Source organism: Chryseobacterium jejuense (genome assembly GCF_017877355.1).
GTDB lineage: Bacteria > Bacteroidota > Bacteroidia > Flavobacteriales > Weeksellaceae > Chryseobacterium > Chryseobacterium jejuense_A.
Genome location: NZ_JAGIPR010000002.1, coordinates 37,205 through 49,912 on the forward strand (window position 1 = coordinate 37,205; position 12,708 = coordinate 49,912).

Consider the following 12,708-nt stretch of genomic DNA (forward strand, 5'->3'; position numbering starts at 1 on the left):
TAAAGGTTGCCCTGCAGCACTAAACAAAGGAGTTTATTAACAAGGAATCAACGCAGAGCAACCGGTTAAAAAATTGATATTATAAATATTAGTGATGAGGTTTGGGCTTATATAAAATAACCTCGTCGTCCAATTGATCTTCAGGTGTTTCATCTTTAGGCACGGGATCTTTCAGAAGCTTGTAATACATCACCGGAACAATGAAAAGCGTAAAGATCATTGAGAAGATAAGCCCAAAGGCCAATACACTTCCTAAAGGTGCCCACATCGGGGATTTACCCAGGATCATTGGAACTACTCCTACGGCAGCAGCGGCAGATGTAAGGAATATAGGACGCATTCTTCGCTTAGCCGCCGCTATAGCCGCCGCCTTGTGTGAGTACCCATGTTCCCGAATTAGCTCATCTGCATAATCTACCAGGATGATTCCGTTTCTTACCACGATACCAATCAAACTGATGATTCCCATAAAGCCTGTCATTCCTAATGGATTTCCGGTAATAAAAAGCCCGAAGAAGGCTCCGAAAAGACTCAGTAGGAACGTGCACAGGATAATGAGCGCTTTTCCCAGACTTTTGAACTGGAACAACAGCGTAAGGAAGATCAGAATAAGGCTCACAGAAAGTGAAAGCATCATTCCCGGAGTATTTTCAGCTGTTGATTCCGCATCTCCTCCATATTGGATTGTCGTGCCTGCCGGGAGGGCAAGCGCCTCAATTTTTGGCAGGGCTTCTTTCAGTATTCTTGACGGCTTAGGGCCAAGCTGTGATTCTGCCAATACACTGGTGTACTTGATGCCATTCCTTCTTGAAATTACTCCAGTATGCCATTCCGGCTGCAATGTCGCCACTTCCTTCAACGGGATCTTTCCGCCAAAATGCGATTGTATGTGAAGATTTTCCAGGGCATTCATATCTTTCCTGCTTATGGAATCATATCTCAGGAAAATATCGACAGGTTTGTCTCCTTCCCATAATGTCGAAACAGAATATCCTTTCAGCCCGGCTCCAAGTGTTTGGGTAATAGCCTGATTCGTTACACCTAGCCGATTGGCCTTAACATCATCCACATTCAGCTTTACGCCCATATAATCATATTCGCTGCTCAGACGTACATTATTGGTTCCTGGTGTATTTTCAAGGATATTTTTAATCTCCAGTGCTACGCTTCTCTGATTGGATTCATTATCACTTACCACACGGATATCAATTGGTGAACCTTCCTGAAAGCTGAGCTGCTTCAACTTAATGGAGCCATCAGGTATAAAATTTTTCAGTTTTTCAAGATATTCTTTGACCATTTCATTAGATGCATCATTACTGATTGTCGTAATGAAAACCTGTGCAAAATATTTTTTAGGAGATTCCGGTGCATAGGAAGTATGGAATCGTGGTGAACTCATTCCTACGAAGCTTGTGATATCCACTACGCGATTGTCTTTTTTAAGGATCTTTTCAAGCTCTTTTACTTTAACTTCCGTTTTCTCCAGTGAGGTCCCGTTAGGCATCCAGACTTCCATATTGAATTGATTACGCTCAGTGAGCGGGAAAAACTCCGGATCTACTTTGGTAGCAATAAAAAGGGCACTAACAATAGATAGCACACCAATAAACATTGTTGTTTTTGGCCATTTGAAAGCCAATCCAATCCCATTATCAAATGCTGTCTGAAGATGATCCAGCATGTTTTTCTTCAGGGGCCTGTCACTTACTTTATGCTTTAATCCTTTCTTAATGAATACATAACAAGTGTATGGTGTAAGGAACAGAGCGACTAGCATTGAGGTAATCAGTGCAATAGCTACAGTAATCGGGAGTGAAAACATAAAATCTTTTGCAATGCCATCCATAAATAAAGCTAATGGAGCAAATGCAAATATAATGGCCATCGTTGCCGTAAAAATCGGAAGTGAAAGCTGTTGGGCTGCCTGCCAGGCTGCCGTCCATGGTGTTATCCCTTCATCAAGCTTTTCAATATAATTATCAACTACCACAATGGCATTGTCCACCACCATTCCAAGGACAATGATCAAAGCGGCAAGGGTTACCTGGTGCAGTTCCAGACCCACTATCTGCATGAGCCCAAACGTAATAATGATAGAAATAGGTGCTGCTGCTGAAGCTACACCGGCTACCCGTATAGGAAGCAGTAACATTACAACAAGTACCACAGAACCTATCGCCATGGCGAACTCCACCATGAAATGACTGATACTTTCTCCAACGGCTTCTGGCTGATTCACAATCGTTTTCATATGAATATCCGGCGGGAAATTTTTCTGAATGTCTTCAATCTTTTTCTCTACTTCTTTCCCGAAGGCTACGATATTGTTTCCGGGCTGCATGTCAACGGTCAGTACCATAGCCTTTTCATCTCCTATTCTTACCAATGAAGAAGGTTCTTCAAAACGTCTTTCAAGGTCGGCGACATCTTTCAGGCGCACCACATTGCCTGCCGGTGTGGTATAGACGATCTGCTCGGCAATATCAGATATATTCTTGTAACGGCTATTGGTAAAGACCGGAATGATTGCATTGGAACCGGAGGATATTTCTCCATTATATCCGGTCACATTCTGCTGCTGTATGGCACTGACCAATGTGTTGATTCCAAAACCGTACTGCTGTAGTTTCTGGTCATTGATCTTAATGTAGATCTGCTGTTTCTGGCCTCCGGATCGGTTAATCTTGGAAACCGTAGGTATTACCTTCAGACCATCTTCCAGCTTATCAACATATCTTTCGATCTCAGCGTATGTTCTTTCTTTAGAAGATACGGAGATGATCATTGCCGTTACATTGGCAAAATTACTGTTGATAAACGGTCCGACAACTCCGGCAGGAAGCTTTGGACGGAGATTCGCATCCATATCAAGCTGAAGTGTATGCCAGAATTTCTTACGGTCTTTGACATCAGTATTCATTTCCACGGTGAAAAATACCTGTCCTTCTTTCACTTCGGCTTTTACTTTTTTCTTTTTGATCTCTTCAAAAGAGAAGAGATACTGTTCTATCTTTTTTGCCACTTCTTCCTCAACCTGATGCTCATCGGCTCCCGGATAAAATGCATATACAGCAGCAGTAGGAATCTCAATTCGTGGATTTTCGCTTCGGGGCATATTGATAAGAGAATTGATCCCCATTACCATCAACAGGACTACCAGCACGATCACTACCTGCTTGTACTTCATCACAGCTTCCAGAAAATGCACTTTTTTATTCGTCATTTCTTTTATTTCTTTTGAATTAAAATTTAACAGGCTGACCATCTTCCAGGCGCGTCTGCCCAGAAATAATTACCTGATCATCCGGAACCAGCCCACTTTTGATAACTACATCGCTGGCGCCTGCCATATTCTGCATTTCTATTCTCTTTTTAAATGCTATAGCCTTATTTTTAGCAGATTTTACGGTATACACATAGCTCGAACCATCAGGGTCTTTGAGGACTGCCTGAGCAGGAAGAATAATGACATCCTTACTTTTACCGGTATTGATGTTGATATCCGTAATCATCCCCGGCAGTATCTGACCTCCTGGATTGTCTAGACGTATCTTTACCGTATATGTTCTGGAATTGTCATCTGCCTGAGGATTGATGATGGTGATATTTCCATCAATCGTACGATTAAGACTTGGGATGGAAATTTCAGCAGGAGTTCCTATTTTCAGTGAACTGATCTCATTCTCCGTGATAGATGCAACTGCATACACCTTATCTGTTTTCACAATAGTAAATGCCGGAACTCCGGGTGCTGCTGTAGCACCGGCTTCGGTAAGCTTTTGGGAAACGATCCCTGAAAAAGAAGCATAAAGCCTGGTATCTTTCAAATTTTTCATGGCAATATCTCTATTGGCTTTAGATTGTGCCAGCGCTACCTTTGCAGCGATATAATCTCTTTCCGGTAAACTTTTTTTAAGATACAGCTGGTTGAGACGGTTGAAATTGTCCTGAGCCTGATCCATTCCTGCGCCGGCAACAGCCAGGGTATTCTGATAAGTACTGGTTTCTATGGCCGCTAAAAGCTGACCTTTAGATACACGCTGACCCTCCTGAACATATACTGCGGTAACACGGCCGGAAACTCCAAAACCAATGTTCACACTGTTGTCTGCCAGAATATTTCCACTGTAAGAAAATGTTTCAGGCTGGGAAATCCTTTCTATTTTCTGCACGGCAACCTTTATAGGCTCAACTTTGACTGTAGGTTGCTCTTTTCCGCCACATGCTGAAAGCAGCAACAGACTTCCTAATAAAAAAAGACTTTTCTTTTTTTTGATTATCATAAAATAAATTTTTACCGTTAAAGGGGACCCAATCGTAAATTGGTTCACCGTGCAAATTTGAGGTAAGGAAATACATGATAAAAGGTCTGTTTTTGGCTGATATTGGTCTAAAACGAAACCATTATTCTCCAGAAGATAATAGCTTAATATGGAATAGCTATTCCGAGCCTGTTAAAACAAACCAGCTTATTTTGTGTAAGGCCTTTGCAATGCAATGATTTTGAATGATACTGAGATCATTTATTTTCTTTTAAAGAATTTTCTTACCGACTATTTGAAAACAGATTGCACTAAAGATGCTCCTTTGAAAATAATGAGCATTCCAAAAAACTGCTCTTATATAAGGGCAATTCTAAAATATTCAGAGATGATTATTTGTTCAGATTTTGACCAGTTTACACCGAATTCAGACCTTTTTTATTACCATTTTACTGCAGAAATTTGCATTATCAACCAATATGAAAGAAAATTAATGAAGTACCGGACCATATCTGTAACCAGTGAGCTGATTGGTAAAAAACAAGTCTGGTACTGATTACAAATATTGATTGCTGGAGTGAATGGGATTTCAACATTGAAAACTCAAAATGTATTGAAACTAAGGTCGGGAAACTAAGCTTATTTAGCTAACACCGTAATTTTCTTACAGCGAGAGATGTTGATGGGGAATTGATACCTTATGAAAACTCCACATTCTGAATCCGTCTTGCCGGATCCAAACTGTACAGTAAATATGTAATGGAAGATACAACGAAGGGATTGAAAATAACCATTATTACTTCTGTTTCTGGGTTTTTGGCTGAGCTATGGAATTTGTTGGTGGTAAAAAGAATTGAGCAATACTCCCAAAGATCTTATCATAATCGTTGAACACATAAAAAATAGAAATGAAAAACAATGTGCTTTTTAAAACAAAATTCAAAAAAATTATAGATGCTTTCTGGCTTAGGGAAGATATCCTGGAAACAATTCCCAACTGCCAGTGCGAATATCTTGACAGCAATTTCAGACTATTGAGTGTATCTTCTGAAACTTTATTTTCAGAAAATGAACTTAAACCTGTTTTTGAATTGTATAAAACGGAATTCTCTATTGTGGAAAGAAATATCTCAAGAGGCAGGTTGCATATCATATCCTGATAATGAATAATCTACCAACAAAAATCTTGAATACTGAAGAAAAAATAAAGAAAATTGCTAAATATGTGCTTTTCGTGGAAGGCAGGTTCTATGCCACAACACAGCAGATCGCACAAAGCGCAGGTATGGACAGAACGGCAATACATTATTATTTCCGTACAAAAGTCAACCTTGTTAACATCATCATTGGTGAAGTGATCAATGAATTTCCAGCTCCCGCTTGGAATGATATTAAGGAGCTCTCACTGAAGGAGAAACTGAAAAGATATATTGATTTCAATACTGAAAAAAGCAAAAAATATCCTTACCTGGATGTTTATATTATCACCCAGAATGAGTGTTTAGGATTCGGGGAGAAATTATTTTTCCCGTTGACGGAAATGATACCTGAGATCTCAGTTTGTATCCGTGAAGAAAGGACAAGCTACAACAATGCCTTATTGTTTCTTGTCGATCTTGTTTCCATGGTTTCAGGTTTTCATATCTCTGCCGATTTCTTTAGGAAAAGATCAGATATTGTATTACCATCATCTTTCTACCATCAAAGAGCTGAAAGTATTATAAATTTATTTTTAAAATAAATATCAAATTTGAAAATCAGCCGTATGATGAATTTTCGAATATATAGCATGATCCAGCGGCTTATTTATTAACTTTACTAACGTTCATATTAAAAGCTATGACTCATAAAGATATTGTTTTTCATAATCTCCACGATCTGTTTAAAATGATCGACAAAAACGGTGATAATCAAAAAAATAACAATGATTTTTTCATCATCCGGGAATCTCACGACCTGGACGAAAATTCTTACAAATATCCTTTCAGAACAGACAATGGCGTAGTTATGCTGGTTACAGAAGGGGGAGGTAAAATACAGATTAATCTTGAAGAAATAAGCGTTAAAAAAGATGATATTGTTATTTTTACCCCAAATTCAATTATTTATCCAGCCCACAAAGATTCTTACATCAGGGCAAGGGGGATTGTCTTCAACGATTCTTTTGTTCAAAAAAATATCCGCCACATGCATTACATCAATGAGATCATCTTCTTTTCCGAAAGAAATACTCCGATTTTACATCCCGGCTTTAATGAAAGGGAAACCATAAGGTTCCTGCTTGATAAGATCAGTCTGGCGGATGAGCAGGAAAATTATTATTCGAAAGACATCATTAACCATTATTTTAATGCGCTGCTCCTTGAGCTGATGGTATTATACCGCTATAATGACACCAGAACGATTGATTCTAAAACATCAAGAAAGAAGGATCTTATCAATCAGTTTCTTATTCTGCTTTCTGAGCATTCCAAAAAAGAGAGAGCTGTTGAGTTTTATGCTGAGAAGCTATTTGTGAGCCCAAGCTATCTGACACGAATCGTAAAAGAAGCCTCTGGTGAATCTACCCGTACCGTCATTACCAATTCTGTCATTATTGAGGCTCGTGATCTGCTCTTGAATTCTAATCTTTCCATTACACAGATTGCAGAAGAGCTTAATTTCAGTGATCAGTCTTTTTTTGGTAAATTCTTTAAAAAGAAAATGAAAATGTCTCCTAAAATGTTCAGGTCAAAAATGAAGTGAGAACTATTACCAAATAATCTAAACTCCTAAAGCTGTCTTATAATATATTTACTGCCAACAAGAGCCCAGAATGCAGCAAATGGGATTCGTCGGCGAAACTAAAGGGTAGGTAAGTATACTAATAAGGCGCCATTAGGATTTATAATAGAAAGAATCCAAGCTTCAATAATTGAACTCTAAATGTCCCAATGGTAAAAGTTTAGGTCATAGATTTTTATGAGCGTAAAAAAGGAAATGATTTGTAAATAGTGTCTCCTTTAGTGAGCGCGAAAGGATTCGAACCTTTGCCCGTCCCGATTACAAATCGGGATGCTCTGTTATATCTGTCATTGAGTGTTTACTAAGAGAAATGAGAACATAAAAAAAGAACCCATAATTTCTTATGAGTTCTTCAGTGAGCGCGAAAGGATTCGAACCTTTGACCGTCTGCTTAGAAGGCAGATGCTCTATCCAGCTGAGCTACGCACCCATTGTGTAATTTTGAGAAAATTACCAAAACTGTCGGGGCGGCAGGATTCGAACCTGCGACCTCCTGGTCCCAAACCAGGCGCGATGACCGGACTACGCTACGCCCCGATAATGTCATCCTTAATGAATTTTACTTCATTATTTTAATTTGAAAAAGCAAAATGCTTTCAAAAAATTAAAGTAAATAGACCTACAATAAGTGGATCTTTTTTGTGAGCGCGAAAGGATTCGAACCTTTGACCGTCTGCTTAGAAGGCAGATGCTCTATCCAGCTGAGCTACGCACCCATTGTGTAATTTTGAGAAAATTACCAAAACTGTCGGGGCGGCAGGATTCGAACCTGCGACCTCCTGGTCCCAAACCAGGCGCGATGACCGGACTACGCTACGCCCCGATTAAAGGTCATCAATAACGAATTTTACTTCGTTTTTGCGGTTGCAAAGGTACAATACTTTTTGAAAAAAAAAAATAAATTAAAGGATAATTTTTAATTAAATTTTGGAGAAACTTTTTTATTAACTTTACTTGATTAATAACCATGGATTTAAGTTGACTGAAAAATTTTTGATTTTTTTCCTTTTCCATAGGCTCATTGGTTAATTTTATCCTCCCCATCTTTAAAATTTAAAATATGAAAACTCAGGATTTTTATAAAATATATCTTCCTGCTATTGAAAAAGCTCTTCAAAATGATGAAGTCAACGAAGGCTTTTATGTTAAAAGTCCGGAAGACTATATAGATCCGGAATCGATAGAAGAGGTGATCCGATACTTAGAAGAAAAGGAAGATGCGTTTTTAGAAAAAGTTGCTTATTATTTTGATGCAAAATCACACAATTTCCCCTCCATTCAGGGAGTTGAAATTACCATTTATAAGAAACAATTGGTAGAATGGATTTTGAAATTGAAAAAAGAATATGAAAATAAATAAAAGTTTATGATGATCAGTATGATATTAATGTTTGGTGATGTTATAATGATTTGTAGTTGAGTGTATTAATAAAAGAATGTATCCTTAATTATGAAGGATTAAGTTTTATCTTCAAACTTCGCTACTTCCAGCTTCCCTCCTCCAGCTTCCTTTATCTCTCCTGAATTCCTATATTTGCCGCATGAAACGATTAATGTTGATGAGCCTGCTTTTCCCGGCAATCCTGTTTTCACAAACGAGCGGAAAAGTAATTAAAGTATCAGATGGAGATACTATTACAGTCCTTTTAAAAGGAAATACACAAAAGAAACTAAGATTGGCAGAAGTAGATTGTCCGGAAAATGGACAGGCTTTTGGGAAAAATGCCAAACAATTCACCTCTGCGCAGGTATTTGGAAAAACGGTTAAGTTCAAAGAGACCAGTACAGACCGTTATGGACGCTCTATTGCCAGAATTTATTATGATAATGATAAATACCTATCCAAAGAAGTTATTAAAGCCGGAATGGGGTGGTGGTACTTTTCTTATTCCAAGGATGATTCTTTAGGAAAGCTGCAGGAAAAAGCCCAACAGAACAAGATTGGCCTTTGGCAGGATGTTCATGCTGTTGCTCCTTGGGACTACAGAAAAATGAAACGGGAACAATCGAAAAATAAGAAGATTGAAGCTGCTAAAATGCAATTGAAAGCAAAATAGGCAGACGTCATAGGCGGAAAATAGAATATAATCATCAAGCGGTATTGTTGAATATTGATGAGCAGCAATAAATAAAAGCCCTACAATTTAAATTGTAAGGCTTTTGTTATTTATAAATCTCGAGATTTATATTTTATAAGTCATTTGGGTTTGGGAAAGGCCCACATAAGCATAGGCCGTTAGAGTCACAACCTCCTTGGTCAAAACCTTGGTCTTTACATAAATCTCTACAAAATCGTGGAACACATTGATTGGGTATGATACCCCCTAAAATAGTTTTCAACTCATTTCTCTTTAGAGCACTGTTTTGTTTTTTGAATGTTTTCATGTTGATTGTTTTTTATATTATTGGCTCAAATATATAAAAATATTTTATCCTTTACGAGTGAAAAATTATTTATTGTAAACTATAATTGAAAATTTATGAGGTAGAGATTAGATGATGAGCTTTGTTATGGTAAAAAGGGGGATGATTCTATAGACTATTTGCCTATAAAGAATATTGAAATCCTGATTAGTTTAAATTTCGAAAACTAAAATGCTTATGATTGTAAGTAAGCTTGATTTCCGGAAGATCAATATAAATATAATGAAAAACAAAAAACCTCACCATAAAAATGATGAGGTTTTTTGTGAGCGCGAAAGGATTCGAACCTTTGACCGTCTGCTTAGAAGGCAGATGCTCTATCCAGCTGAGCTACGCACCCATTGTGTAATTTTGAGAAAATTACCAAAACTGTCGGGGCGGCAGGATTCGAACCTGCGACCTCCTGGTCCCAAACCAGGCGCGATGACCGGACTACGCTACGCCCCGAATATATAAGAGAGCGGAGGGTAAGGGATTCGAACCCTTGCGACACTTTCGCGTCGACAGTTTAGCAAACTGCTCCGTTAACCACTCCGGCAACCCTCCTTTTTGTTGATTTTTTAATGATCGTTGTTCCGTTATTGCGAGTGCAAATATAGAACAGATTTCTTTATTTACCAAATAAAATTCAAGAAATTTTTGTGTATTTTTGAGGTAATAATTTGATAAAAAACCAAACTGATGCGTAAGACATTATATATCATCGGATTAAGTACTTTAGTTTTTTCATGTACTTCTCAAAAAAATGTAAAAAAAAATAAGTACCAACCGAAAACCCCTGTAGCACAGCCAAAATCAGTAGTCAAGACCCAAGCTCAGGAAGCTTCAAAACCAAAAGTAGTAAGCGATCATGGAGTAGACTTTTTTACTACTAATATAGCAGACCCAACAAAAAATGATAATACAGCAAGTTATGGTTCTATCGTATCTGCAAAACCTGCAGGATATAAAGTGGTAAAGACTTATTTCCCTGCCATGGCACAGAACTTCAGACAGCGTTATCTGATACTGCATTATACAGTGCTTCCTGATGACAAGTCTATTACTGTTCTTACCCAGCCGGGAGTAAGTGCTCATTATCTGGTAAACAATACAGGAGATAATGAAATTTATCAGTTAGTAGATGAAAATAAGAGAGCATATCATGCTGGAGTAAGTTCGTGGAGAGCTGATAAGAATCTTAACGATACTTCTATAGGAATTGAAATTGTAAACCCTGGTTTTACAACTGATGCTGCAGGCAAAAGACTTTTTGTTCCTTTTAGTGATGCTCAGGTGAGAAAAGTAGCTGCGTTGGCAAAAGATATTGTTACAAGATATCAGATTCCTGCAACCAATGTTATTGCTCATGCAGATATTGCTCCTACGAGAAAACAGGATCCGGGGCCAATGTTCCCATGGAAAAAATTATACGATGAATATCAGATAGGAATGTGGTATGATGAAGCAGTAAAGCAAAACTACTTTGATCTTGCACAAACAGAACTTCCTGCAAAGTATAATGACACGGTCTTTATTTTCTCTATACAGACTGCATTGCAGAAATTCGGTTATGGAATAGAACTTAGCGGACAATGGGATGATGCCACTAAGAAGACCATTGAAGCCTTCCAGTATCATTTCCGTCCACAAAATTATGACGGAATTATGGATGCTGAAACATGGGCAATATTACAAGCTTTGAATGTAAAATATTCAGTAAAATAATTCAAATTAAAGCGCATCGGATCGATGCGTTTTTGCTATCTTTAAACGATCAAAAACAGTAAAATATCTGTAATGGAAAATTTCAGAAAAGAAAGTGATTTATTAGGCGAATTGAACGTGCCTTTAGACGCTTATTATGGAGTGCAGACGCAAAGAGCAATCAACAACTTCAAAATCTCAGGACAGCTTTTGTCTTCATACCCGGATTTTATCAAAGGGCTGGCTTTCGTAAAAAAAGCAGCCGCAAAAACCAATTATGAATTAGGGCTTCTTGATGAAAGCCTATATTTCAAGATAGCAGAAGCGTGTGATGAGATTGTAGCAGGAAGATATCACGAGCAATTTCCGGTAGATATGATCCAGGGAGGAGCGGGAACTTCAATCAATATGAATGCGAATGAAGTGATAGCTAATATAGTATTGGAAAAATTAGGGAAAAATAAAGGAGAGTATGAATTCTGTTCACCTAACGACCATATCAACCTCTCACAATCAACCAACGATGCTTATCCTACAGCCATCAAAATGGGACTGCTGCAGATGAATATCGGTTTGGTAGAAAAACTGGAGAAAATTATAGCCGCTTTCCGTGCAAAAGGACAGGAGTTCCAGGATGTTATCAAAATGGGACGTACGCAACTTCAGGATGCTGTTCCTATGACATTAGGTCAGGAATTTGAGGCATATGCTGCTACGTTGGAAGAAGATATTTCCAAACTGAACAATAATGCAAGTCTTTTTGTAGAAGTAAATATGGGAGCAACAGCTATCGGGACAGGATTAAATGCTCCGGTTGGATATGCAACCCTGTGTGCTAAAAATTTAGCTCAGATTACAGGATTCCCGATTGTTTCAGCACCGGATTTAGTAGAAGCTACACCTGATACAGGATCTTATGTGATCTATTCTTCAGCTACAAAGCGTCTTGCCGTAAAATTATCAAAAATCTGTAACGATTTAAGATTACTTTCATCAGGGCCGAGAGCCGGTCTTTTTGAGATTAACCTTCCGCCAATGCAGCCGGGATCATCTATTATGCCGGGTAAAGTAAATCCTGTTATTCCGGAAGTGGTAAATCAGGTTTGCTTTAAAGTGTTCGGAAATGATTTAACAGTAACCTTTGCCGCAGAAGCAGGACAGTTACAGCTTAATGTAATGGAACCGGTACTTTCTCATGCCATCATGGAAAATATCAATTTCCTTTGCAATGCATTAGATACCCTTCGTGATAAGTGTGTAGTAGGAATTACTGCCAACAAAGAAGTATGTCTGAATATGGTAAAACACAGCATCGGAATTGTAACGGCATTAAATCCTTATATCGGTTACAAACAGTCTACAGAGATTGCAAAAGAAGCTTTAGAAACAGGAAAAAGTGTTTATAACCTTGTTTTAGAGAAAGGAATTCTTTCTCAGGAAAAACTGGATGAAATCCTTGATCCGAAAAACATGCTGAAGCCACACAACAAATAAAATAAAACAATAAGTGATAAGTGGTGTTTTTCATCATTTATCACTTATTATTCAT

9 protein-coding genes and 7 tRNA genes are annotated in these 12,708 nt (G+C 38.1%); 7 read left to right on the forward strand and 9 right to left on the reverse strand.

What is annotated here, in order from left to right:
* Positions 1-88: 88 nt before the first annotated feature.
* The gene (locus J2772_RS03910; RefSeq protein ID WP_209913529.1) at positions 89-3,226 is read right to left on the reverse strand and encodes an efflux RND transporter permease subunit; all 3,138 of its coding nucleotides are present in this window, start codon (positions 3,224-3,226) and stop codon (positions 89-91) included.
* Between the two features lie 19 nt (positions 3,227-3,245).
* A complete protein-coding gene (locus J2772_RS03915; RefSeq protein ID WP_209913530.1) occupies positions 3,246-4,286 on the reverse strand; it encodes an efflux RND transporter periplasmic adaptor subunit in 1,041 nt (346 codons plus the stop codon).
* 887 nt (positions 4,287-5,173) lie between these two features.
* Here J2772_RS03915 and J2772_RS03920 point away from each other — a divergent pair.
* The 3 genes from J2772_RS03920 to J2772_RS03930 all read left to right on the forward strand — a co-directional run bounded on the left by J2772_RS03920 (position 5,174) and on the right by J2772_RS03930 (position 7,010).
* Entirely contained in the window at positions 5,174-5,425 is a 252-nt protein-coding gene (locus J2772_RS03920) for a hypothetical protein (protein ID WP_209913532.1), read from the forward strand.
* 26 nt (positions 5,426-5,451) lie between these two features.
* Positions 5,452-6,006: a TetR/AcrR family transcriptional regulator gene (locus tag J2772_RS03925; protein ID WP_209913534.1), complete on the forward strand. Its 555-nt coding sequence runs from the start codon at positions 5,452-5,454 to the stop codon at positions 6,004-6,006.
* Between the two features lie 98 nt (positions 6,007-6,104).
* Positions 6,105-7,010 carry an AraC family transcriptional regulator gene (locus tag J2772_RS03930; protein ID WP_209913536.1) on the forward strand — a complete coding sequence of 302 codons (906 nt, stop codon included), beginning with the start codon at positions 6,105-6,107 and terminating at the stop codon, positions 7,008-7,010.
* Between the two features lie 395 nt (positions 7,011-7,405).
* Here J2772_RS03930 and J2772_RS03935 read toward each other — a convergent pair.
* From J2772_RS03935 to J2772_RS03950, 4 genes are all read right to left on the reverse strand, one after another.
* Positions 7,406-7,479, reverse strand: a tRNA-Arg gene (locus J2772_RS03935).
* Between the two features lie 32 nt (positions 7,480-7,511).
* Positions 7,512-7,586: transfer RNA gene (locus tag J2772_RS03940), tRNA-Pro, on the reverse strand.
* Between the two features lie 105 nt (positions 7,587-7,691).
* A tRNA-Arg gene (locus J2772_RS03945) sits at positions 7,692-7,765 on the reverse strand.
* Positions 7,766-7,797: 32 nt separating this feature from the next.
* A tRNA-Pro gene (locus J2772_RS03950) sits at positions 7,798-7,872 on the reverse strand.
* 237 nt (positions 7,873-8,109) lie between these two features.
* On the opposite strand from J2772_RS03950, the gene J2772_RS03955 reads away from it, so the two are divergent.
* Both J2772_RS03955 and J2772_RS03960 read left to right on the forward strand, forming a co-directional pair.
* Positions 8,110-8,409 (forward strand): hypothetical protein, encoded by a 300-nt coding sequence (locus tag J2772_RS03955; protein ID WP_209913538.1) that lies wholly within the window; start codon positions 8,110-8,112, stop codon positions 8,407-8,409.
* Between the two features lie 181 nt (positions 8,410-8,590).
* A complete protein-coding gene (locus J2772_RS03960) occupies positions 8,591-9,106 on the forward strand; it encodes a thermonuclease family protein (protein ID WP_209913540.1) in 516 nt (171 codons plus the stop codon).
* Between the two features lie 633 nt (positions 9,107-9,739).
* Here the strand turns inward: J2772_RS03960 and J2772_RS03965 are convergent.
* The 3 genes from J2772_RS03965 to J2772_RS03975 all read right to left on the reverse strand — a co-directional run bounded on the left by J2772_RS03965 (position 9,740) and on the right by J2772_RS03975 (position 10,019).
* A tRNA-Arg gene (locus tag J2772_RS03965) sits at positions 9,740-9,813 on the reverse strand.
* Positions 9,814-9,845: 32 nt separating this feature from the next.
* Positions 9,846-9,920: transfer RNA gene (locus tag J2772_RS03970), tRNA-Pro, on the reverse strand.
* 14 nt (positions 9,921-9,934) lie between these two features.
* Positions 9,935-10,019, reverse strand: a tRNA-Ser gene (locus J2772_RS03975).
* Between the two features lie 135 nt (positions 10,020-10,154).
* On the opposite strand from J2772_RS03975, the gene J2772_RS03980 reads away from it, so the two are divergent.
* Positions 10,155-11,180: an N-acetylmuramoyl-L-alanine amidase gene (locus tag J2772_RS03980; RefSeq protein WP_209913542.1), complete on the forward strand. Its 1,026-nt coding sequence runs from the start codon at positions 10,155-10,157 to the stop codon at positions 11,178-11,180.
* 72 nt (positions 11,181-11,252) lie between these two features.
* On the forward strand, positions 11,253-12,653 hold the full coding sequence (gene aspA / locus J2772_RS03985) for an aspartate ammonia-lyase (RefSeq protein WP_209913544.1): 1,401 nt from the start codon (positions 11,253-11,255) through the stop codon (positions 12,651-12,653).
* Positions 12,654-12,708: the final 55 nt, after the last annotated feature.